The organism is Bradyrhizobium sp. WSM4873, assembly GCF_055811355.1.
The window spans coordinates 1-22,974 of the sequence record NZ_JBVVPS010000042.1 but is presented as its reverse complement, the minus strand read 5'-3'; the positions used below and the strand labels follow the sequence as shown (position 1 = coordinate 22,974).

Genomic DNA, 22,974 nt, shown 5'->3' with positions numbered 1-22,974 from the left:
GCAAGACGATTTTCACCGCTCGCGTGCCAACTCCGGATCAAAAAAAGACGTGGTGCACAAACTCCGGCTGGCCCCTGGGCCATGCCGGGCATGGTGCATGGCAATAGGGACGCGGGCGGCACCAGACCGCCGAGGGAGGAATTCTTGGCCGTTCGCTACTACGACTGGATCGCCCATTATGGCCGCCGCACGCCGAACAAGATTGCGGTGATCGATCTCGCGAGCGAGCGCCGCTTCACCTATGCGCAGCTCGACGCGCGCATCTCTTGTCTCGCGTCATTTCTGCGCCATTCGCTGAAAGTCTCGCGCGGCGAGCGGGTCGCGGTGCTGGCGCTGAACACGACCGATACGCTGGAGGTGCAATTCGCCTGCGGCCGGTTGGGTGCGATCTTCGTGCCGCTGAACACCCGCCTCACCGTTCCCGAGCTCCAGTTCATCACCGCAGATTGCGCGCCGAAGGTGATGATCCACGACACCGATCTCGCCGAAACGGCGCTTGCCGTGGCAAAGCTCTGCGGCATTGAGACGAGCCTGCTGCTTGGCCCCGGCGGCACCTACGAGGCCGGCGTCGCCGCCGCAAAGCCACTTGAGACAATCGAGGAGGTCACCCTCGATGACGTCTCGACCATCATGTACACCTCGGGCACGACAGGCCATCCCAAGGGCGCCACCATTACCCATGGCATGACCTTCTGGAATTGCGTCAATCTCGGCGGCCCCGCCTGCATCGGGCCGTCCTCGGTGCTGCTCACCGTGCTGCCGCTGTTCCACACCGGTGGTCTGAATTGCTACACCAATCCGGTGCTGCATGCTGGCGGCACCGTGATGATCATGCGCGCCTTCGATCCCGGCACGGCGCTTGGTCTGATCAGTGATCCCGCGCAGGGCATCAACGTGTTCTTCGGCGTGCCCGCGATCTACCAGTTCATGGCCCAGCATCCGGCCTTCGCGACCACCGACCTCGGCCGGCTGATCGTCGGTGGTGTCGGCGGCGCACCAATGCCGGTGCCGCTGCTCAAGGTGTGGGAGGCGCGTGGCGTCGCACTCCAGCAGGGCTACGGCATGACCGAGACCTCGCCGGCCGTGCTGGTGCTCGACCGCGAGGATGCGGCACGGAAAGCCGGCTCCGCCGGCAAGCCGGTGCTGCACACGGAAGTGCGCATCGTGCGTCCCGATGGCAGCGATGCCGATGTCGGCGAGCTTGGCGAACTCTGGGTCAAGGGACCGAACATCACGCCCGGTTACTGGAACAGGCCGGAGGCGAACAAGACGTCATTCACCGATGGCTGGCTGCACACGGGCGACGCCACACGCGTCGACGACGAAGGTTTTTACTACATCGTCGACCGTTGGAAGGACATGTACATCTCCGGTGGCGAGAACGTCTATCCGGCCGAGGTCGAGAACGTCCTGCATCAACTCAACGCCATCGCGGAAGCCGCCGTGATCGGCATTCCCGATGCGCAATGGGGCGAGGTTGGCCTCGCCATCGTCGCGGCCAAGCCCGGCCAGCGGCTGACCGAGGCCGATGTCTTCGCGCACTGCGCCGCGAATCTCGCGCGTTTCAAATGTCCGCGCCAGATTCGCTTCGTCGAAGCTCTGCCGCGCAATGCCACCGGCAAGATCCACAAGCCGACCTTGCGCAAGGAATTCTCAGGCGCCTCGGAAGCCGACAAGAAAGCCGCCAACGCCTGATCAAAGCGGTCCCTCTCACGGGCGCTTTTCATTTTCGACGTGCCTGCTCCAACTCAGAAGAAACCCCAAGGAATTTCAAGGAATTTTCATGAACAAGAAACTCTCCCTGCTTGCCGCAGCAACGGCGTTGGCACTGCTCACAACCCAGAGCGCGTATGCCCAAAAAGCGTACGACACCGGCGTCACCGACACCGAGATCAAGATCGGCAATGTCGAGGCCTATTCCGGCCCGGCTTCCGCCTACGGCGTCATCGGCAAGACCGAGGAAGCCTATTTCAAGATGATCAACGACCAGGGTGGCATCAACGGCCGCAAGATCAACTGGATCTCCTACGATGACGGCTACTCGCCGCCAAAGACCGTTGAACAGATCCGCAAGCTGATCGAGAGCGACGAGGTCTTCCTGGTATTCAACGCGCTGGGCACGCCGACCCAGACCGCCGTGCAAAAGTATCACAATTCCAAGAAGGTGCCGCAGCTGTTCCTCGCCACCGGCGCGAGCAAGTGGAACGACCCGAAGAACTTTCCTTGGACCATGGGCTTCCAGCCCAGCTACCGCGTCGAGGCACAGATCTTCGCCAAGTATATTCTGAAGGAGAAGCCGGACGGGAAGGTTGCGATCTTCTATGCCAATGACGATTTCGGCAAAGACTACCTCGCCGGCATCAAGGACGTGTTCGGCGACAGAGCATCGAAAATGATCGTCGCCGAAGAGAGCTACGAGACGTCGGAACCCTCGATCGATGCTCATATCGTCAAGCTCAAGGGCACCGGCGCCGACGTCTTCGTCAACATCGCGACCCCGAAATTCGCGGCGCAGGCGATCAAGAAGATCGCCGAGCTCGAATGGAAGCCGATGCATCTCATGACCGATGTCTCGGTGTCGATCGGCGCGGTGATGAAGCCGGCCGGCCTCGAGGCATCCGAAGGCGTGCTGTCGGCCGGCTATCTGAAGGATGCGTCGGATCCGCAGTGGAAGGATGATGAGGGCATGAAGAAGTTCATGGTCTTCGTCGACAAATACATCCCCGGTGCAAATATTTCCGACGCCAATCTGGTTTACGCCTATGCCGCAGCCCAGACCATGGTGCAGGTGCTGAAGCAAGCGGGCGACAATCTGACCCGTGAAAATGTGATGAAGCAGGCAGCGAGCCTCAAGGACTTCGTTCCCGACACCCTGATCCCGGGCATCAAGATCAACACCTCTTCCACGGACTTCGCGCCGATCGAGCAGCTCAAGATGTGGCGGTTCAAGAAGGGCCAGTGGGAGCTGTTCGGCGACATCATCAGCGCCGAAACGGGCGGCTAGTTCGCGACGATCGCACGGACCTTGACGAAAATAGCGGCCGCAAGGTCGCTATTCTTTTGTGTGCTATCCCGGCAGGAACAGCGCGAAGCACTCCTCAACCGTGCGGCGCAGGTGCTTTCGGTACGACGCGTGGTTTTCATCGTCGGGCCCGATCCGTCCCAGCGACGGCTTCTGAACATTCCTGAGCGGCACATAGGCGATCGGCGCCGCGATCGGCGTCAATTGCGAGCCGGGGCCGGCGCGGAGCGTCGAGATGATCCCGTACATCTCGCCGGCGACCGTCGGCCGCGACACCGTGATCACGCGATGCTGGCCGTGCTTGATGATGACGAGATAGATGAAGCCGGACTGATGCGGCACCGCGACCTCGCCGGTGTGTTCATAGGCCGCATCGGTCCGCTCACCCTCGCGGAACACCAATGAGGAGACTTTCGGCTCCCAGATGATCTCGGTGCGGTAGGCGAAGATCGCGTCCTTGTCGCCGAACGACGGTCGTAGCGTGATGTAGACGTCCTCGAGCCAAGTCACCGCGCGATGGGCATAGGAGCCGAGGCTGTCGGGCGCGACATCGCTCGCGGCCGGAGGCGTCACCACGACGGCGCTTCTGCGCAGCGAGACGCCCAGCGCCTGCTCCAGCCGTACTGTGGTCGCCAGCGTGAACGGCCGTCGGCCGCCGAGCACCTTCTCGAGAGTCGACAGGCTGAGCTTGGCCTGCTCGGCCAGCGCCTGCCGGGAGATCCGGCGCCTGGCAAGCTCCTCACGGATGGTCTCTGCGATCTCGCGACTCTGCTCGTCCGAAAGCTGCTTGTCGGCGAATTTGTCCTGCGTCTGCATCGTGGCCCTGCTCCAGGATGACATCCTAGCAGGGCGGACAAACCAGCACAAAACCGCACTTGGCCCCCCGGCGGCGGGCCGCGCGGGCCGGCCGCGGCGGATCATTGCCGATCATTCTGCTCGCGAAATCGGGCTCTCCCGGCGGATGCTCAGAGCCAGCAAACATCCCCGGGAGCAGGCCAAATGGATACTTACGACACGACGGACAGCAACGAACACCCTTGGCTGGGCAGACTCATCGTGGTCGGACTGTTCCTTCTGGCGCAGGGTATCGCAGTGATGCTGGTCGCCTTCGTGGCCCTGCTGGTGAGCTTGGAGCCCGGCTGGTCGGCAACGACGGAGCAGGCCAGCCTGCTTCAGCCCGGCGACGCCAAGTCCGGCACCCTGCTTCTGAAGGAGGACGGGGCCCACACGGAAGCGATCCGCCTCGGCATCGATATCGACATCACGGTATCAGGCCCGACGCTGCGCGCCCGCGTCACCCAGATCTTCCGCAACCCGACGAAGGACTGGGTCGAGGCGACCTATGTCTATCCGCTCCCCGCCGGCGGTGCCGTCGATTCGCTGAAGATGGTGGTCGGCAACCGCGTCATCGTCGGCGACATCAAGGAGCGGCAGCAGGCGCGCGTGATCTACGAAGAGGCGCGCCGGGCCGGCCAGAAGGCCGCGCTCACCGAACAGGAGCGGCCGAACATCTTCACCAACTCGGTCGCCAACATCGGTCCCGGCGAAACCGTGCTGGTGCAGATCGAATATCAGGAGCCGGTGCATCAATCCGGTAACGAATATTCGCTGCGCCTACCGCTGGTGGTCGGGCCGCGCTACAATCCAGCGCCGATCGTCCAGAGCGTCGATTTCCGCAACGACGGCTCCGGCTGGGGTGCGACGAATTCGGACCCGGTGCCGGACCGCGACCGCATCTCGCCGCCCGTGATGGATCCCGCCGGGAATCCGCCGGTCAATCCGACCAGCATCACGGTACGCCTGAACGCCGGCTTTGCGCTGGGCGAGGTCAAGAGCCCCCACCACAACGTCAAGGTCGAGAGCCCGGACAATACGACGCGAATCGTCACGCTTGCCGACGGTGCGGTGCCTGCCGACCGCGATTTCGAACTGACCTGGAAGCCGGCCGCCGTGAAGGCGCCGTCGGTCGGTCTATTCCGCGAGCGTGTCGGCGACGCCGATTATCTGCTCGCCTTCGTCACCCCGCCCGCCGCCGAGCAGGCGACGCAGAAGCCACGGCCGCGCGAGGTGGTATTCGTGATCGACAATTCCGGCTCGATGGGCGGCACGTCGATCGTTCAGGCCAAGGCGAGCCTCACCTACGCGGTCTCCCGTCTCCAGTCGACCGACCGTTTCAACGTCATCCGTTTCGACGACACCATGGACGTGCTGTTTCCGGCCTCAGTGGCGGCGGATGCCGAGCGTGTCGCTGAAGCAACCTCGTTCGTCAGCGCGCTGCAGGCGCGTGGCGGCACCGAGATGGTGCCCGCGATGCGGGCCGCGCTGACTGACAAGCTCGGCGACGCCGGCATGGTTCGCCAGGTCGTATTCCTGACCGATGGTGCGATCGGCAACGAGCAGCAATTGTTCGAAACGATCACGGCGATGCGGGGCCGCTCGCGCGTGTTCATGGTCGGCATCGGGTCGGCGCCCAACACCTATCTGATGACGCGCGCTGCCGAGCTCGGCCGCGGTGCTTTCACCCATATCGGCTCCGTCGAGCAGGTCGAGGAGCGCATGCGCGGCCTGTTTGCCAAGCTCGAGAATCCGGCCGTGACCGGCCTGAGCGCAAAATTCTCCGAAGCCAAGGCCGACGTCACACCGACGATCATTCCCGACGTCTATCGGGACGAGCCGCTGGTGCTGGCGGCAAGGCTCGATACGCTCGCGGGCTCGGTCGAGATCAAGGGCCGCGTCGGCGACCGCCCATGGTCGGTGACGCTGCCGCTGCAAAATGCGGCGGAAGGCAAAGGCCTGTCGAAGCTTTGGGCCAAGCGCAAGATCGACGATGCCGAAGTAGCGCGCACCCTGCGCGAGATGACGCCCGAAGATTCCGACAAGGCAATCCTGGCACTGGCGCTCGATCATCAGATCGTCACGCGGCTCACCAGCCTCGTCGCGGTCGACAAGACACCGAGCCGTCCCGAAGGCGAGCCGCTCAAGCTCAGCGAATTGCCGATCAACCTGCCGGCCGGTTGGGATTTCGCGAAGGTCTTTGGCGAACGACAGCAGGTCCCCGCGCAGCTCCGCGAGCGTCGCGCCGATGCAGGCAACCAGCCCGCCACGAGGCGGCCGACGCCTGCCGCACCGGATGCGATCCGCCTGCCCAAGACCGCGACTTCGGCCGAGCTGAAAATGACCGCGGGCCTGATCCTGGTCGTGCTCGCCCTGATCCTGTTCGTGTTCAACCGGCGTCAGTCCTTGCTCACTGACGCCGCTTGAGAGAGGAGCCCCCCGAACTCCTCTGTTAGCGCGCGCGGCTGCCCGTCCCACACCAACGGCCGCGCGCGCCTTTTTGTTGTCATTGCGAGCGCAGCGAAGCAATCCAGGCTGCCTCCGCGGAAAGATTCTGGATTGCTTCGCGTCGCTCGCAATGACGAGTGTGGAAACAATGCCCCGCTTCATCTCTCCCCTGGCTCTCGCCCTGATCGGCATCATCCTGTTTGGCGACGGCGCCTACATCCACGCCAAAGCGTGGCTCGCGCAGGTGCTGCTGGAGCGCGCGTTCGACCGGAGTGTTGCGACCGGCGAAGTGGTCAGGCCATGGTCCTGGGCGGATACCTGGCCGATCGCGCGGATCGAGGTGAGGCGGATCGGCGCCAGCGCGATCGTGCTGGAAGGCGCGAGCGGCCAGGCGCTTGCTTTTGGACCCGGCCATCTCGCCCAAACGGCTGACGCGGGCGAGCGGGGTGTTGCCGTATATGCAGCGCACCGCGACACTCATTTCCGCTTCCTGCGGAATGTCGCCATTGGTGACCTGATCGATGTCACACGCAGTGACGGCAAACACTTCCGCTATCGCGCGGATTCCTCTGCTGTCGTTCGTTTTGATGCATCAGGTATCGGTCCCGCAACTCAGGACTTCGAGCTCGTGCTCGCGACCTGCTGGCCATTCGACGCCATCGCGTCCGGCCCCGAGCGCTACATCCTGCATGCCACGCTGATAGGAACTACCGGCCCATGACGGGAAGGCATTGCGCTATGCCGACTCCATTCGGCAAGAGACGATGTTCTGGCGCAAGCGCGTGTGGACCAGCGTTTGATGCGTGCTCATTCCCTCACACGGCATACCCGCCCACGCGGTTGCCAGTCCGAAGAACTCGCCATAGAACAGAGTAACGCACCGCCAACAAGAACAACAGGTGAGGTCACACCATGGAAGCTCGCGTTTCTGCCGCCTCCGCTTCGTCGCGCCCATGGTCACCGCCGCCCGATGCCAGCGACATCGTCAAAGGCATCCACGCCATGCTGCATCCCCGCAACATCGTGCTGGTGGGCGCGACCGATAAGCCCGGCAACTATGCCGAGCGCATCTGGAACAATTTGGTCAAATACGGCTACGAGGGCGGGCTCTATCCGGTCAATGCCAAGCGCGACAACATCTGGGGTGTCCCCTGCTACAAGGACTTTGCAAGCCTCCCGGAGAAGCCCGACCACGTGCTGGTGCTGGTGCCGGCGCGCTTTGCCGTGCAGGTGATCCGCGATGCCGCCGCGGCCGGCGCCCGCTCGGCCACCATCGTCACCTCGGGCTTCAGCGAACTGCAGGATGAGGAAAGCCAGAAGCTCGCCGCCGAACTGCAAGCGGCCGTGCGCGAGACGGGATTGGCGGTCACCGGCCCGAACTGCCTCGGCAATTTGAGCGCGGGCGAAAAGCTCTTCACTAATATCGACGACCGTATCGTCACCATGGAACAGGGCGCGGTGGCGATTGCCGGGCAATCCGGCGCCATCGTCATGGCGATCCGCCAAGCCCTGGAAGATCGCGGCGTCGGGGTCGGCTACATGGTGACGACCGGCAACGAGGCCGGGCTCGAGACGCCGGACCTGATGCGCTATTTCGCCGAGGATCCGAGCATCAAGGTGATCGTGGTCTACCTCGAAGGCGTGCGCAACACCAAGGCATTCCGGGACGCCTGCAAGGCGGCGCGCGCCGCGAGCAAACCGGTGATCGCGCTCAAGCTCGGGGCGTCCGAAGGTGGCCGCGCGGCGGCGATGGCACACACCGGCGCGCTCGCGGGCTCGATCGAGACATTCGACGCCATTGCAACGCGCGAAGGGGTCATCAGGGTCGGCGGGCTCGACGAGCTGATCGAGACCACCGAATGCTTCGTTCACGCCGCTGTGCCCAAGGGCGACCGGCTCGCCGCAGTGACGCTATCCGGCGGCAAGCGCGGCATGCTGATCGATGCCTTCGATGCAGAAGGCCTGAATTTCGCACCACTCAGCTCGCATGTCGGCTCGGAGCTGGCAAAGATGCTCGGGCCGGGCTCGATTGTCGGCAACCCGCTCGACGCCGGCTTTGCCGCGGTGGTCGATCCCTCCGTCTACATGAAATCGATCGGGCTGATGATCGACGACCCCGATATCGACATCGTCATCATCGATGCCGAGCTGCCGAAAGCGCCGCACGAGCTGCGCGAGCGCAATCTGCGCATCGTCGACGAGATGGCGAGCCGGGCCGGCAAGCCGGTGATCTATATCAGCGCGATGTCGATCGGCTTCACCGAGTTCACCAAGACCTTGCGCAAGTCGCTGCCACATCTCGCGGTCATGCAGGGCATGGATCGCGCGGTGACCGCGATCAAGTCGCTGCTCGACTACGCCAAGCTACGCAAGGAAGTGCCTGATGTCGTCTCAAGCTCGAAACCTGCCGCGCGTGCCGTGCTTGAAAAGGCGCTGAAATCGGCAACCGGCGCCGCGCTCGACGAGGTCGCCTCGAAGAAGCTCCTGAAGGCCTATGGCATCCCGATCTCGAAGGAGGCAATCGCACAGACGGCAGCCGAGGCCGTGAAGATCGCGAAGCAGATCGGTTTCCCGGTCGTGGCCAAAGTCGTCAGTGCCGAGATCCTGCACAAATCGGACATCGGCGGCGTGGTGCTGAATCTCAACAGCCCGGCCGAGGTGAAAAAGGCATTCGCCGACATCACCGCGCGGGTGAACAGGCTGAAGGGCAAGCCGAAGCTCGACGGCATCCTGATCGCGCAACAGGTCAAGGCCGATCTGGAGCTCGTGGTCGGCGCCTCCCTCGATGCCGAGATGGGTCCGGTCGTGCTGTTCGGCACCGGCGGCATCGACATCGAGCTGATGAAGGACGTGGCCCTCGCCGGTGCGCCACTGGACGAGGCCGAGGCCCGGCTTCTGATCGGCCGCACCAAAGCCGGTATCAAGATGCGCGGCTATCGGGGCAAGCCGGCCTTGCACGAGGCCTCCGCGGTGAAGGCGCTGGTCGGCCTCTCCAACCTGATCGCGGATGCCGGCGACCGGATCGCCTCGATTGACGTCAATCCGTTCCTGATCAATGCCAGGACCGGCGTCGCCGTCGATGCCCTCATCGTGCTGAACAATGCTGCGGCGAAGCGCGCCGTCGGGCATTGATGTCGCGTGGGGCGGATCATCGTTGCGCATCCGCCTTCGCTCTTCGAGCAACACCGGATAAGTCGTTAACCCACCCGGCCTAACATTGCCGCGACAGCCTCTTCCGGGCTGCTTCCAACTTCCCTCGTTTGGCCGTAAAATCACCCCGCATGGCACGCGCGAGCAATCTGGTGATCGGAACGGCGACGCTGGCGGTGATCGCCGTGGCGTTCGGCGGTGTGCTCGGCGTGCAGAAATGGCGCACTCTCCAGAGCCGCAGCCCATTGCGCGTGGTATTCGAGGGCGGTTCCGCCGGCGGATTGCGTCGCGGAGGGCCGGTCAATTTCGACGGCGTTCCCGCAGGCCAGATCCTGTCGATCAAGCTCGACAACCCGCGCAAGGTCGTGGCGCTGGTGATGCTCGACAATACCGCGCCGATCCGCAAGGACACCGTCGCGGGCATCGAGTTCCTGGGTCTCACCGGCGTCGCCGCGGTCTCGCTGATCGGCGGCGCGCCCTCCGCACCGCCGGTGCCGCTGGATTCGGACGGCGTCCCCGTGCTGACCGCCGATCTCAGCGACGCCGAAACGATCGTCGACACCCTGCATAGTGTCGACCGCACCATCGTCAGCAACGCCCCGGCGATCAAGGAGGGCCTGCGCACGTTCGAGAGCTACACCGCCGATCTCAGGAGCAAGGGCGGCGAAATCGATACCGTCATGGCCAAGGTCGACAGCGCCTTCGCGGGCTTCGACAAGGCGGTTACAAAGATCGAAGGCGTAGTCCCCGGCTTCGCCGACGGCAAGGCGGACGAGCTGTTCGAAAAGATCCAGGGATTGCACGAGCTCGCCGACACCATGAGGAAGAAATCGGCGAACTTCCTCGAAGACATCCGTCGCTCGCTGCTCGACGTCAGCGAGGCCGCTAACAAGATGAGCGGAACACCCACACCGGCCGCTGCTCCACGACCGCCGCGCAAGCCGGCGCAGCAGAAGCGGTAGACCCTCATCACGCGTGCCGCACGACGCCTTGCCGGCGTGAGAGCGAGTGGTTAGTGCCGGCCATGGCTCAGTAGTTGCTCGGTCCCGCTTCATTCGGGATGCCGTCGATCGGGCATTCGGCGGTCCCGGGCGTCGCGCGCGTCATCGCTTCGACCATGTCCCTTGTGCCCTCGGGATCGGCGATCCAGTTTTTGTAGAAATCATAGGGGCAGGCGGCGACGCCGCGCGGGCTTTCGCCGGAATTGATCATGCCGGTGTAGCCGCGATGGACCAGCTTGTAGAGATGGTTCTGCGACTGGCCGTTGCGGCGCGCATCGCGGATCAGATGCTTCGACAGCTGAGCATACTGGATGCCGTAATCCTCCTCGCCGCACTCACCCAGGGTGCGGCCGTCGAAGCCGATGATCGCGGAGTGACCGAAGTAAGAATAGACCCCGTCGAAGCCGGCGGCGTTGGCGACCGCGACATAGACGTTGTTGGCCCATGCCATCGCCTTTGAAATCAGGATCTGCTGCTCCTTGGCCGGATACATGTAGCCCTGGCAGCGCACGATCAGTTCGGCGCCCTTCATGGCGCAGTCGCGCCAGATCTCCGGGAAGTTGCCGTCGTCGCAGATAATCAGGCTGACCTTCATGCCTTTCGGGCCGTCCGAGACATAGGTGCAATTGCCGGGATACCAGCCCTCGATCGGCACCCACGGCATGATCTTGCGGTACTTCTGCACGATCTCACCCTTGTCGTTCATCAGGATCAGCGTGTTGTAGGGCGCCTTGTTCGGATGCTCCTCGTGGCGCTCGCCGGTGAGCGAGAATACGCCCCACACCTTGGCCTTGCGGCAGGCCCCCGCAAAAATCGCGGTCTCTTCACCGGGGACCGCGCAAGCGGTCTCATACATCTCCTTGGAGTCGTACATGATGCCCTGGGTGGAGTATTCCGGGAAGATTACCAGATCCATGCCGGGAAGCCCGGTCTTCATGCCCACCACCATGTCGGCGATCTTGCGGGCGTTGTCGAGCACCTCCGTCTTGGTGTGCAGGCGCGGCATCTTGTAGTTGACCACCGCGACGCCGACGGTGTCGTTGCTGCTGGAGATGTCACCGTGAAGCATTTGAATTGCTCCTCTACCCTGTTTGAGATTGCCGCCTGAATCAGTGACTGATCATCCAGGGCCGCGCAGTCGGAAAACCCTTCGCGCCGCTCCTGGTCTTGGTCACCAGCCGCGCAGGTTTCTTCTTGTCCGACGCGTTCTTCGATGAATTCTTGCCCGTGGAGCAGCAGCCGCAGCCGGGACCATGGGAGGCCTTGTACTGCGCGACTGTCTGCGGCGCGTGCGCGCTGCGCTCATTGACAGCGTAAGCTTTGCGCGTCTCCGACGGCATGCAGAAGAAATTCGGAGCGGTCAGAATGACGCGCGGCGCCATGATTTCACATTGCGGGCAGACCTGCGGATCGTCGCATTCGGCCATCGGGCGCATATCCTTGAACGGACCGCAATCGTCACAGAGATATTCATAGACCGGCATCGCATCATCCCTACGCTGTTGTCTGTGAGAGAACTGCCGCGGCGGATGCGGGGGCGGCAGATACGCCGTCCCGCATCCCGTCGCGCAGGGATTATTTGTCGGGTGAGATCGGCATCTGGATATCGCCCTTGATGTGCTTGATAGGTCCTGCCGAGGACGGCATCACGTCGAAGTCGAAGATCTCCGTCGGCAGCCATAGCGTGGCGCAGGCATTGGGCACGTCGACCACGCCGGAGATGTGGCCCTGAACCGGTGCCGTACCGAGGATCGAATAGGCCTGGGCACCGGAGTAGCCGAACTTCTTCAGATATTCGATCGCATTCAGGCACGCCTGACGGTAGGCAATGGTGACGTCGAGATAGTGCTGCTTGCCGGCCTCGTCGACCGAAATGCCCTCGAAGATCAGATAGTCCTTGTAATTCGGTGTGATCGGCGATGGCTTGAAGATCGGATTCTTGACGCCGTACTTCGCCATGCCGTCCTTGATCACCTCGACCTTCAAATGCAGCCAGCCCGCCATCTCGATCGCGCCGCAGAAGGTGATCTCGCCGTCGCCCTGGCTGAAGTGCAGATCGCCCATCGAGAGACCGGCACCCGGCACATAGACCGGGAAGTAGATCTTCGAGCCGCGCGAAAGATCCTTGATGTCGCAATTGCCGCCGTGCTCGCGCGGCGGCACGGTGCGCGCGCCTTCGGCGCCGATCTTGTCCTTGACATCGCCCTTGGCGCGGCCGCCATGGGCGGTCGGCGCGAACGGCGGGTTCGCCAGTCCGGGCACGCGGGTCGGATTGGTCGCGATCAGCTCGGCCTCGCGCTTGTTCCAGGTATCCAGCATCTTCGGATCGGGCAGACAGCCGATCAGGCCAGGATGGATCAGGCCGGCGAAATTGACGCCCGGAATATGCCGCGACGAGGTGTAGAGGCCCTTGATGTCCCAGATCGACTTCTGCGCCAGCGGGAAATGATCGGTGAGGAAGCCGCCGCCGTTCTGCTTGGAGAAGAAGCCGTTGAAGCCCCACATGCTCTCCTTCATCGGACCGACGTCGAGCAGATCGACGACGAGGAGGTCGCCGGGCTCGGCGCCCTTGACGCCGATCGGGCCCGAGAGGAAGTGCACGATCGATAGATCGATGTCGCGCACGTCGTCGGCGGAATCGTTGTTCTTGATGAAACCGCCGGTCCAGTCAAAAGTCTCGATGATGAAGTCGTCGCCTGGATTGACCCAGGCCACGATCGGAATGTCGGGGTGCCAGCGGTTATGCACCATGTCATTTTCATAGGCCGATTTGGTGAGATCGACCTTGATCAGTGTCTCTGGCATCGAGATGCTCCCCTTTTACACGGTTGGTTAGACGGACAGATATTTCGAGACCTGCGCGGCATCGACGGCGTCGCGCGGATCGTCGCGGACGATCTCGCCGTTCTCGATCACCAGCACGCGGTCGGCGATATCGAGTGCGAAGCTCAGGACCTGCTCGGACACCACGATCGAAAGCCCCTTCTCGTCGCGGATGCGCTTGAGCGTGCGCGCCATCTCCTTGATGATCGACGGCTGGATGCCTTCGGTCGGCTCGTCCAGCAGCAGCACCTTTGGCTTGGTCGCCAGCGCGCGAGCGATCGCGAGTTGTTGCTGCTGGCCGCCGGAGAGATTGCCGCCGCGGCGGTCCTTCATCTCCAGCAGCACCGGAAACAGTTCGTAAATGTCGCCGGGCACCTCGGTCCCGCCGGAGACCACGAGGCCAGTTTCGATGTTCTCCTTCACTGTCATGGTGGAGAAGATCATGCGGCCCTGCGGCACATAGGCGAGACCCTTGGCGACGCGCTCGTAGCTCGGCAAGGCACCGAGCTCGGCGCCGTCCATGGTCACCGAGCCGCTCTTGGCCGGCAGGATGCCCATCAGCGATTTCATCAGCGTGGTCTTGCCCATGCCGTTTCGGCCCATGATCGCCACGATCTCATTGGGCGCGACCTTGACGTTGAGCCCGTGCAGCACCTCGCTCTGGCCGTAGGCGACGTGAAGATCAGAAATTGCCAGCATCGTCGCGCTCCTTAGTGACCCAGATAGACTTCGACGACCTTGGGATCGTTCTTCACCTTCTCCATGGTCCCTTCCGAGAGGATCTGGCCCTGGTGAAGCACGGTGACCTTGTGCGCGATGTCCTCGACAAACTTCATGTCGTGCTCGATGACGAGCACCGAGCGGTTCTTGATGATGCGGTTGAGAAGCTCGGCGGTCTTGGCGCGCTCGGACACGCTCATGCCGGCGACGGGCTCGTCCAGCATCAGCAGATCCGGGTCCTGGATCAGCAGCATGCCGATCTCGAGCCATTGCTTCTGGCCATGGCTGAGCAGATCGGCATTCACGTTCAGCCGGTCCTTCAGGAAGATCATTTCGGCGACTTCATGCACGCGGTCGCGCACGGCGGCATCGCGGGTGAAGGTCAGCGCCCCGAACACCGAGCGTCCGCGCGGGTAGGAAATCTCCAGATTCTCGAACACCGTGAGATCGTCATAGATCGACGGGTTCTGGAACTTGCGGCCTACCCCGGTCTTGACGATCTCGTTCTCTCGCATCCGCGTCAGCTCCTTGCCGCGGAACTGGATCGAACCGGAGGTCGCTTTGGTCTTGCCGCAGATCAGGTCGAGCACGGTGGTCTTGCCGGCGCCGTTCGGACCGATGATGACGCGGATCTCGTTCTCGTCGACATAGAAGGAGAGATCGTTGACCGCCTTGAACCCGTCGAACGACACGGTCAGCGCTTCGACGGCGAGCAGGAATTCCTTGGGCTGATGACCGATGAGCATGATCTATTTCCTCACTGCCAGTATGGCATCGGCATCGTGATGACCGACGAGCATGACGATCCCCTCACTCCGCCGGGGCGCCGTCGGCGACCGAGCTGTCGGTCCAGCCTTCGGGCTTCGGTTTGCGCGACGAGATCAAGCTGTCGATGCGCGGTTGCACATAATCGCCCCAGATCCCGGCAAGGCCGTTCGGAAACGCCAGCACCACGGCGATGAACAGCCCACCCAGTCCGAACAGCCACAATTCAGGAAAGGTTTCCGACAGGCTGGTCTTGGCGAAGTTGACCAGCAGCGTGCCGTAGACTGCGCCTAGGATCGACAACCGGCCGCCGACCGCCGTGTAGATCACCATTTCGATCGACGGCACGATGCCGACGAAGGACGGCGACATGAAGCCAACATTGAGCGCGAACATGGCGCCGCCGATGGCGGCGAACACCGCGGCGACGCAGAAGGCGAAGATCTTGAAGTTGGCGACGCTGTAGCCGGAGAAGCGGACGCGGTCCTCCTTCTCCCGCATCGCGACCAGGATGCGCCCGAGCTTGGAGTGCCGGACGAACTGCGCGATCATGATGCAGACCAACAGGCATCCGACCTCGAAGAAATACAGCACGATTTTGGCGTGGTCGGGCCGGATGTCCCATCCTTTCAGCGTGCGCAGATCGGTCATGCCGTTGATGCCGCCGGTGTAGCCCTGCTGGCCCACGATCAGGATGGTCAGGATGGCCGCGACCGCCTGGGTGATGATGGCGAAGTAGGTGCCACCGACGCGGCGCTTGAACATCGCAGTGCCGATGATGAGAGCAAAGATGCCGGGCACCAGAATGATGGCGGCGATCGTGAAGGTCAGGCTGCCAAAAGGCTTCCAGAACAGCGGCAGCGCGGTGATCTGATTCCAGTCCATGAAATCGGGAATGCCGGGGGTCGACTGGATCTTGGTGTTCGCCACGCTCGACGCCTCGAGCTTCAGGAACATGGCCATGCAGTAGCCGCCGAGCCCGAAGAACACGCCCTGGCCAAGGCTGAGAATGCCGCCATAGCCCCAGCAGACCACCAGCCCCAACGCAACGAAGGCATAAGTCAGGTATTTTGCGACCAGGTTGAGCCTGAAGACATCGAGCGTGAGGGGCAGCACCACCACCAGGAAGACCGCGAGCACCAGAATTCCGATGAGCTCCGATCGATTGAAAAAGCGATTGTCGGTCATTGCATCAGCCCCAGTTTCTCACTTGCGGACCTTGAGGGCGAACAGCCCTTGCGGCCTCAGCATCAGGATTCCGACAACGGCAAGCAGCGTCAGCACCTTGGCCATCGAGCCCGACATGAAGAACTCGAGGGTGGATTGGGTCTGCGAAATCGAGAAGGCCGATGCGATGGTGCCGAGCAGGCTCGCCGCGCCGCCGAACACGACCACCAGGAACGTATCGACGATGTAGAGCTGTCCGGAGGTCGGCCCGGTCGAGCCGATCATCGTGAAGGCGCTCCCGGCGACACCGGCAATGCCGCAGCCGAGACCGAAAGTGTAGCGATCCACCTTTTCGGTGTTGATGCCGACGGCACCGGCCATGATGCGGTTCTGCACGACGGCGCGCACCTGCCGACCCCAGCGCGATTTGTACATCACGTAGGCGACACCGACGGTGATCAGGACAGTGAGGCACATCACGAAGACGCCGTTGATGGGCACTTCGATGCTGTCGGTCACGTGGAGCGAGCCAAGCATCCATTGCGGCAGCTCGACGCCGACCTCGCGCGCGCCGAACACGGAGCGATAGGCCTGCTGCAGCATCAGGCTGAGGCCCCAGGTCGCAAGCAGAGTGTCGAGCGGACGCTTGTAGAGATGCCGTATCAGCACCCATTCCACCAGCATCCCCAGCGCACCGGAGGCGACAAAGGCCAGGACCATCGCGAGGAAAAAGTAGCCGCTGAACAGGCTCGGCAAATAGGATTGGAAGAAATTCGAAGTCATCCAGGTGACGTAGGCCCCGAGGATCATGAACTCGCCATGGGCCATGTTGATGACGCCCATCTGGCCGAAGATGATCGCGAGACCCAGCGCCATCAGCACGTAGACGGAGAACAGGATCAGTCCTGCAAAGCCCTGCATGACGAAGATGGAGCCAAGGTCACCAAGCGAGTAGTCGCCGAACATCGATGTCCTCCGTCGGGAAGGGGTCCCGCGTCGCGAGCAGGTTCGCGACGCGGGGTCTTGGGCGTGGATTTGCGGTCCACGCCAGGGAGAGGTTTTGCCTGAGAGGGAAACGGCGGCGAACGCCGTGACTTACTGGTAGCCCTTGGGGAACGGATCCGGCTCGACCAGGTCGGCGGTCTCGTAGATCAGTTCGAACTGGCCATCGAGCTTGGCGCGTCCCACCCGGGTCTTCGACCAGAGGTGATGATTTTCGTGGATGCGCACATAGCCTTCCGGAGCGCCCTTGAACTCGATGCCCGGCGACGCCGCCGCGATCTTGTCGATGTCGAAGGACCCGGCCTTCTCGACGGTCAACTTCCACAGCCACGGGCCGAGATAGGCAGCCTGGGTGACGTCTCCGATCACGGTCTTCTCGCCCCACATTTTCTTGAACGCCGGGACGAAGGTCTTGTTGTTCGGATTGTCGAGCGACTGGAAGTACTTCATGCAAGCATAGGCGCCCGCGATATTCTCGCCGCCGATGCCGTCGATCTCGTCTTCGGTGACCGAGATCGTCAGCAGAGCCTGCTTGGAGAGGTCGATGCCGGCGGCCTTGAGCTGCTTGTAGAACGCGACGTTCGATCCACCGACGACGTCGGTGAAGATCACGTCGGGCTTGGTCAGCTTGATCTTGTTGATGACCGAGTTGAACTGGGTGTTGCCGAGCGGATAGTACTCCTCGCCGACCACCTTGCCCTTCAGCACGTTCTCGACATGCTTGCGCGCGATCTTGTTCGAGGTGCGCGGCCAGATGTAGTCGGAGCCGATGAAGAAGAACGACTTCGCGCCCTTCTCCTTGGCGATCCAGTTCAGGCCGGCGAGGATCTGCTGAGTGGCTTCCTGGCCGGTATAGATCACGTTCTTGGACTGCTCGAGACCTTCGTAGAAGGTCGGGTAATAGAGCATGCCGTTGTACTGCTCCATCACGGGCAGCACGGCCTTGCGGGACGCCGAGGTCCAGCAGCCCATGATCGCCGCGACCTTGTCGTTGACGAGCAGCTTCTTGGCCTTTTCGGCAAAGGTCGGCCAGTCGCTTGCGCCGTCTTCCTGGATGAACTTGATCTTGCGCCCGAGCACACCGCCCATGGCATTGATCTGCTCGATGGCGAGCTTTTCGGCCTCGATCGAGCCGGTCTCGGAGATCGCCATGGTGCCGGTCGCCGAATGCAGGATGCCGACCGTCACCTCGGTGTCGGTGACCGCGAGGCCCGTGGTATTGACCGCGGAGGTCGCCGGGGTCTGCGCAAAAGACGCTCGCGGTAGCATGGTGATGGCCGGCACGGCCGCCATTCCCATCAATAATTTGCGCCGGAGCGGCGATAACAGGCCCTTGTTCGCTTCGTCTGACATGAGCACCCCACTGTTGTTCGAGGACACGCGATTGGTGCCGTGAGGATGGCTCGAATTTGTGCACTGCAAGCATACGCAAGATCGCGTATACTGCACCGCAAAATGACGACGTAGGCTTTTGGTACAGGTTTTGCGAGGGATCCGGGAGTTCGGGAGTGGGGGTTAAGTGGCAGGGCGGCAGCGGATAGATCGCGTCAGGCGCCAGTACAATCAATGGGTCGCCAACCAGACGCTGGAAGACTACGCGCTGCGCTTCACCGCCAAGAGCGCGCGCCGGTGGTCCGCCGCCCGCGTCGCCAACACTGCACTGGGCGCCATCTCCTTTCTTGCGCTGGAGGCGATCGGCGGCACCATCACCCTGAACTACGGCGTGACCAACGCCACCGCCGCGATCCTCGTCGTCTCCACCATCATCTTCTGCTGCGGCGTTCCGATTGCCTATTATGCCGCCAAATGCGGCATCGACATTGACCTGCTCACCCGCGGCGCCGGGTTCGGCTATATCGGCTCGACCGTCACCTCGCTGATCTACGCCTCTTTCACCTTCATTTTCTTCGCCATCGAGGCGGTGATCCTGGCGACGGCGCTCGAGATGTGCTTCGGCATTCCGCGCCCGATCGGCTATCTCATCAGCGCGGTTGCGATCATCCCGCTTGTCACCTACGGCATCACGCTGATCAGCCGCTTCCAGCTCTGGACGCAGCCGATCTGGATCATTCTGCACATCCTGCCCTTCGCCGCGATCGCCTGGGCCAACCCTTATTCGTTCACGGAGTGGCGGAAATTCGCCGGCGAGCACGGCGACCCCAGCGGACATTTCGATCTGCTGCTGTTCGGTGTCGCATCCTCCGTGGTGTTTTCGCTGGTGGCCCAGATCGGCGAGCAGGTCGACTTCCTCAGGTTCCTGCCGCGCGACCGCCGCACCTCGCGAACGTCGTGGTGGGCCGCCCTGCTGATCGCGGGCCCCGGCTGGATCATCTTCGGCGCGCTGAAACTGCTGCTGGGCTCGTTTCTCGCCTTCTTCGCGCTGAGCCACGGTCTCTCCAGCGAGCTGGCGGCCGAGCCGGCGCACATGTATCTCGAAGCGTTTCGCTACGTGCTGTCGCAGCCGGACATGGCCTTGGCACTCACCGGCGCGTTCGTGATCCTGTCGCAGCTCAAGATCAACGTCACCAACGCCTATGCAGGCTCGATCGCCTGGTCGAACTTCTTCTCGCGTCTGACGCATAGCCATCCCGGCCGGGTCGTCTGGCTGGTGTTCAACGTGATGGTGGCGCTGCTGCTGATGGAAATCGGCGTCTACAAGGCGCTGGAGCAGACGCTCGCGCTCTACTCCAATGTCGCGATCGCCTGGGTCGGCGCGCTGGTGGCCGATCTCGTGGTCAACAAGCCGCTCGGCCTGCGCCCACCGCAGATGGAGTTCAAGCGCGCCCATCTCTACGACATCAACCCGGTCGGCGTCGGCGCGATGACGATCGCGACCATCGTCTCGATCGCGGCCTTCTACGGCTTGTTCGGATCGACCATGAAAGCGCTCGCGGCCTTTGTCGCGCTGACGGTCGCCTTCGTCACCGCGCCCGTCATCGCATGGCTCACCGACGGAAAATACTACATCGCGCGCAAGCCGAAGAGGAGCTGGGCCAATATCGAATCGATCCAGTGCTGCATCTGCGAGCACCATTTCGAGCCGGAGGACATGACCTCCTGTCCAGCCTATGCCGGCCCGATCTGCTCGCTATGCTGCTCGCTCGATGCGCGCTGCCATGATTTGTGCAAACCGCATGCGCGGGCGCAGGTGCAGTTCGCCGACGCGCTCGCCAGGATCTTACCGCAGCCGATCTACCAGCGGATCAACTCGCAGTTCGGCCACTACATCGGTGTGTTCGTGATCTCCGCGGGCCTCGTCGCGCTGGTGCTGGGGCTGATCTACCTCCAGACCTCCGTCAGCGTGCCCGGCGAGAACATGCTCGTCTCCAACGTGCTCTGGAAGGTGTTCTTCTCGCTCAGCATCATCATCGGCGTGGTGGCCTGGCTGTTCGTGCTGGCGCAGCAGAGCCGACGGGCCGCCGAGGCCGAGACCCGGCGCCAGACCACGCTGCTGATCCAGGAGATCGATGCACACAAGCGCACCGACGCGGAGCTCCAGCGCGCCAAGGAAATCGCCGAATCCGCCAACCTCGCCAAGAGCCGCTACGTGGTGGGCCTGAGCCACGAGCTGCGCTCGCCGCTGAATGCGATCAGCGGCTATGCCCAACTCCTGGAGCAGGATACGACGCTTAACACCAAGCCGCGCGACCAGGTCCGCGTCGTCCGCCGCAGCGCTGATCACCTCTCCGGCCTGATCGACGGCATTCTGGACATCTCCAAGATCGAGGCGGGGCGGCTGTACCTGTCGCGCGACGAGGTGCGCCTGACCGAATTCCTCGACCAGCTCGTCGGCATGTTCCGCCTTCAAGCCGCGGCCAAGAGCATCGACTTCGTGTTCAGGCGGCCGGCGCATTTGCCGGTCGTGGTCTATGCCGACGAGAAGCGGCTGCGCCAGGTGCTGATCAATCTGCTGTCCAACGCGATCAAATTCACCCAGGCCGGCAGCGTGCAGTTCGTGGTGCACTATCGCAGCCCGGTCGCGGAGTTCGAGGTGATCGACACCGGACCCGGCATCCAGGGCGACGATCTCGAACGCATCTTCGCACCCTTCGAACGCGGCGCGCTCGGTGTCTCGCAGCCGCAGACCGGCACCGGGCTGGGCCTGACCATCAGCCGGCTGCTCGCCGGCGTCATGGGCGGCGACATCAAGGTCTCGAGCACGGTCGGCAACGGCAGCACGTTCAAGGTCAAGATGCTGCTCTCGGAAGTCACCAATCCGCAGCGTATTGCGCCGGTGGAGGCCCCGATCTCAGGCTATCACGGCGCGCGCAAGACCATCCTCATCACCGACGACGATCCCGTGCATCGCGACCTCCTGCGTGAGGTGTTGACACCACTCGGCTTCATCCTGCTCAGCGCGCCCGACGGACCTGGTTGCCTGGCGCTGGCCCAGCACTGCCGGCCCGATCTGTTTTTGCTCGATATCTCCATGCTCGGCATGGATGGCTGGACGGTCGCGGAGACGCTACGCGCCAACGGCCACCATCAGGCGCGCATCCTGATGGTGTCTGCCAGCGCGCTCGAGGCCCACGGCACACCGCTGGCACAGCCTTTCCACGACGGCTATCTGATGAAGCCGATCGACATTCCCAGGCTTTTGGAAAGCATCCGCCAGCTTCTCAAGGTCGAATGGCAATACGGCTCGGAGGAGATCGCGGTGCCGCTGTGGCGGCCGGAGAGCGGCTCGCGACCGCCGGTACAACACGTCGAGGCACTGATCGGGCTCGGTCAGATCGGCTACGTCAAGGCTATCCAGTTGAAGCTGGACGAGATTGGCAGCGAGCACCCTGAACATGCCGACTTCGTCGCGGAAATGCGGTCGCTGGTCGACCGCTTCGATCTCGACCAGTACATGGCCACATTGAAGACGTTGCATGCGTATGAGCACTGAGTCGAAAAAGCGCGACGTCGCGCTCGTTGTCGACGACTCCCCGGAGACGCTGCGGCTGCTCACCGACGCGCTCGACAGCGCAGGGATGACGGTGATGGTGGCGCTCGACGGCGCGGCCGCGATGCGCATCGTCGACCAGATCACGCCCGACATCGTGCTGCTCGACGCAGTGATGCCGGGCATGGACGGGTTCGAGACCTGCCGCCGCCTCAAGCGTGATGCGGGCCTTGCCAATGTCCCGGTGATCTTCATGACGGGGCTCGCCGAGACCGAGCACATCGTGCGCGGTCTGGAGGCCGGCGGCGTCGACTACGTGACCAAGCCGATCGTGATCGAGGAGATGCTGGCGCGCATCCGCGTTCATCTCGGCAATGCGCGGCTGACGCAAAGCGCACGCGCCGCGCTCGACGTCTCCGGCCGTTTCCTGTTCGCTGTCAACCGCCAGGGCAAATTGTTGTGGGCGACCCCGCAGGCGCAGAAGCTGCTGGCGGACCACCACGGCGCGCAAGCCGACGACGACTTCATCCTGCCAGTATCATTGCTGCAATGGCTGGAGCAGGCGAAGGGCAAGGGCAGTTCGAAGTCTCAGGCGGCTTCCTTGCCCGACAATCCTCAGCTCCGGCTGTACTACATGGGCGAGACCGCGCCGAACGAGTTCCTGCTGCGGCTCTCCAGGGAGTCCGGCACCGCGCCGCCACCCGAATTTACCAGCGAGCTCGGCCTCACCACCCGCGAAGGCGAGGTGCTGACCTGGCTCAGCAAGGGTAAGACCAACCGCGATATCGCGCAGATTTTGGGCTTGAGCCCGCGCACGGTCGACAAGCATCTCGAGCAGATCTACGCCAAGCTCGGCGTCGAGAACCGGACGGCTGCGGCGGCGATTGCAACGAATGCGACGAGAAGGAATTCGTAGTCTTGCTGCGGGTGAGTTGAGACCTGCCCACCCCAATAACCAGTGTCGTCCCGGCGCAGGCCGGGACCCATAGCCACAAGACATAGTTTGGCGATGACTCGTTATCGTGGGACTACTACCAACCGCAGTCGACAGATCACGCGGTATGGGTCCCGGCCTTCGCCCTAGGGCATGCACATATCTCTAAGGCTCCATCCTGCTGCAACGGCGTGGAAGTATTCGAGGCCGTTTTTGAAGG

The 22,974-nt window shown here is 63.0% G+C and carries 17 protein-coding genes; 8 read left to right on the top strand and 9 right to left on the bottom strand.

All coding sequences use genetic code 11. The features are described from left to right. The first annotated feature begins 144 nt into the window (after positions 1-144). Positions 145-1,695 (top strand): acyl-CoA synthetase, encoded by a 1,551-nt coding sequence (locus AC0L21_RS33660; protein ID WP_473265955.1) that lies wholly within the window; start codon positions 145-147, stop codon positions 1,693-1,695. An 88-nt stretch (positions 1,696-1,783) separates the two neighbouring features. Next, complete coding sequence (locus AC0L21_RS33655; protein ID WP_473265954.1) at positions 1,784-3,004, top strand: ABC transporter substrate-binding protein; 1,221 nt, start codon at positions 1,784-1,786, stop codon at positions 3,002-3,004. 63 nt (positions 3,005-3,067) lie between these two features. Here AC0L21_RS33655 and AC0L21_RS33650 read toward each other — a convergent pair whose 3' ends face one another. Then, positions 3,068-3,838: a helix-turn-helix transcriptional regulator gene (locus tag AC0L21_RS33650; protein ID WP_473265953.1), complete on the bottom strand. Its 771-nt coding sequence runs from the start codon at positions 3,836-3,838 to the stop codon at positions 3,068-3,070. Between the two features lie 183 nt (positions 3,839-4,021). Here AC0L21_RS33650 and AC0L21_RS33645 point away from each other — a divergent pair, with 183 nt between their 5' ends. The 4 genes from AC0L21_RS33645 to AC0L21_RS33630 all read left to right on the top strand — a co-directional run bounded on the left by AC0L21_RS33645 (position 4,022) and on the right by AC0L21_RS33630 (position 10,416). Then, positions 4,022-6,283 carry a marine proteobacterial sortase target protein gene (locus AC0L21_RS33645; RefSeq protein WP_473265952.1) on the top strand — a complete coding sequence of 754 codons (2,262 nt, stop codon included), beginning with the start codon at positions 4,022-4,024 and terminating at the stop codon, positions 6,281-6,283. Between the two features lie 169 nt (positions 6,284-6,452). Next, positions 6,453-7,025, top strand: coding sequence for a class GN sortase (locus AC0L21_RS33640; RefSeq protein ID WP_473265951.1), 573 nt, complete (start codon positions 6,453-6,455; stop codon positions 7,023-7,025). Positions 7,026-7,216: 191 nt separating this feature from the next. After that, positions 7,217-9,436, top strand: coding sequence for an acetate--CoA ligase family protein (locus AC0L21_RS33635; RefSeq protein ID WP_473265950.1), 2,220 nt, complete (start codon positions 7,217-7,219; stop codon positions 9,434-9,436). Between the two features lie 149 nt (positions 9,437-9,585). Continuing rightward, a complete protein-coding gene (locus tag AC0L21_RS33630) occupies positions 9,586-10,416 on the top strand; it encodes an MlaD family protein (RefSeq protein WP_473265949.1) in 831 nt (276 codons plus the stop codon). Positions 10,417-10,483: 67 nt separating this feature from the next. On the opposite strand, the gene AC0L21_RS33625 is transcribed toward AC0L21_RS33630, so the two are convergent. The 8 genes from AC0L21_RS33625 to urtA all read right to left on the bottom strand — a co-directional run bounded on the left by AC0L21_RS33625 (position 10,484) and on the right by urtA (position 18,285). Continuing rightward, the gene (locus tag AC0L21_RS33625) at positions 10,484-11,524 is read right to left on the bottom strand and encodes an aliphatic amidase (protein WP_473265948.1); all 1,041 of its coding nucleotides are present in this window, start codon (positions 11,522-11,524) and stop codon (positions 10,484-10,486) included. A gap of 40 nt (positions 11,525-11,564) precedes the next feature. After that, on the bottom strand, positions 11,565-11,939 hold the full coding sequence (locus AC0L21_RS33620; protein WP_473265947.1) for an FmdB family zinc ribbon protein: 375 nt from the start codon (positions 11,937-11,939) through the stop codon (positions 11,565-11,567). A 91-nt stretch (positions 11,940-12,030) separates the two neighbouring features. Further along, positions 12,031-13,260, bottom strand: a complete 1,230-nt coding sequence (gene fmdA, locus AC0L21_RS33615; protein WP_473265946.1) for a formamidase — start codon at positions 13,258-13,260, stop codon at positions 12,031-12,033. A 27-nt stretch (positions 13,261-13,287) separates the two neighbouring features. Further along, the gene (gene urtE / locus AC0L21_RS33610; protein ID WP_007615918.1) at positions 13,288-13,977 is read right to left on the bottom strand and encodes an urea ABC transporter ATP-binding subunit UrtE; all 690 of its coding nucleotides are present in this window, start codon (positions 13,975-13,977) and stop codon (positions 13,288-13,290) included. 11 nt (positions 13,978-13,988) lie between these two features. After that, on the bottom strand, positions 13,989-14,744 hold the full coding sequence (gene urtD, locus AC0L21_RS33605; RefSeq protein ID WP_473265945.1) for an urea ABC transporter ATP-binding protein UrtD: 756 nt from the start codon (positions 14,742-14,744) through the stop codon (positions 13,989-13,991). Positions 14,745-14,808: 64 nt separating this feature from the next. After that, entirely contained in the window at positions 14,809-15,951 is a 1,143-nt protein-coding gene (gene urtC, locus AC0L21_RS33600; RefSeq protein ID WP_473265944.1) for an urea ABC transporter permease subunit UrtC, read from the bottom strand. An 18-nt stretch (positions 15,952-15,969) separates the two neighbouring features. Then, entirely contained in the window at positions 15,970-16,896 is a 927-nt protein-coding gene (gene urtB, locus AC0L21_RS33595; RefSeq protein ID WP_473265943.1) for an urea ABC transporter permease subunit UrtB, read from the bottom strand. Positions 16,897-17,025: 129 nt separating this feature from the next. After that, a complete protein-coding gene (gene urtA, locus AC0L21_RS33590; RefSeq protein WP_473265942.1) occupies positions 17,026-18,285 on the bottom strand; it encodes an urea ABC transporter substrate-binding protein in 1,260 nt (419 codons plus the stop codon). 166 nt (positions 18,286-18,451) lie between these two features. On the opposite strand from urtA, the gene AC0L21_RS33585 reads away from it, so the two are divergent. Together AC0L21_RS33585 and AC0L21_RS33580 are read left to right on the top strand one after the other, a co-directional pair. Next, a complete protein-coding gene (locus tag AC0L21_RS33585; RefSeq protein WP_473265941.1) occupies positions 18,452-21,823 on the top strand; it encodes a hybrid sensor histidine kinase/response regulator in 3,372 nt (1,123 codons plus the stop codon). Beyond that, entirely contained in the window at positions 21,807-22,736 is a 930-nt protein-coding gene (locus AC0L21_RS33580) for a response regulator (protein ID WP_473265940.1), read from the top strand. The genes AC0L21_RS33585 and AC0L21_RS33580 overlap by 17 nt, the downstream gene beginning before the upstream one ends. Positions 22,737-22,974: the final 238 nt, after the last annotated feature.

Coding starts and splice junctions, on each gene's coding strand:
- AC0L21_RS33650 (WP_473265953.1), bottom strand. CDS start 3,838: ATGCAGACGCAGGACAAATTCGCCGACAAGCAGCTTTCGGACGAGCAG.
- AC0L21_RS33645 (WP_473265952.1), top strand. CDS start 4,022: ATGGATACTTACGACACGACGGACAGCAACGAACACCCTTGGCTGGGC.
- AC0L21_RS33655 (WP_473265954.1), top strand. CDS start 1,784: ATGAACAAGAAACTCTCCCTGCTTGCCGCAGCAACGGCGTTGGCACTG.
- urtD (WP_473265945.1), bottom strand. CDS start 14,744: ATGCTCATCGGTCATCAGCCCAAGGAATTCCTGCTCGCCGTCGAAGCG.
- AC0L21_RS33580 (WP_473265940.1), top strand. CDS start 21,807: ATGCGTATGAGCACTGAGTCGAAAAAGCGCGACGTCGCGCTCGTTGTC.
- fmdA (WP_473265946.1), bottom strand. CDS start 13,260: ATGCCAGAGACACTGATCAAGGTCGATCTCACCAAATCGGCCTATGAA.
- AC0L21_RS33620 (WP_473265947.1), bottom strand. CDS start 11,939: ATGCCGGTCTATGAATATCTCTGTGACGATTGCGGTCCGTTCAAGGAT.
- AC0L21_RS33625 (WP_473265948.1), bottom strand. CDS start 11,524: ATGCTTCACGGTGACATCTCCAGCAGCAACGACACCGTCGGCGTCGCG.
- urtB (WP_473265943.1), bottom strand. CDS start 16,896: ATGTTCGGCGACTACTCGCTTGGTGACCTTGGCTCCATCTTCGTCATG.
- AC0L21_RS33635 (WP_473265950.1), top strand. CDS start 7,217: ATGGAAGCTCGCGTTTCTGCCGCCTCCGCTTCGTCGCGCCCATGGTCA.
- urtE (WP_007615918.1), bottom strand. CDS start 13,977: ATGCTGGCAATTTCTGATCTTCACGTCGCCTACGGCCAGAGCGAGGTG.
- AC0L21_RS33640 (WP_473265951.1), top strand. CDS start 6,453: ATGCCCCGCTTCATCTCTCCCCTGGCTCTCGCCCTGATCGGCATCATC.
- urtC (WP_473265944.1), bottom strand. CDS start 15,951: ATGACCGACAATCGCTTTTTCAATCGATCGGAGCTCATCGGAATTCTG.
- AC0L21_RS33630 (WP_473265949.1), top strand. CDS start 9,586: ATGGCACGCGCGAGCAATCTGGTGATCGGAACGGCGACGCTGGCGGTG.
- urtA (WP_473265942.1), bottom strand. CDS start 18,285: ATGTCAGACGAAGCGAACAAGGGCCTGTTATCGCCGCTCCGGCGCAAA.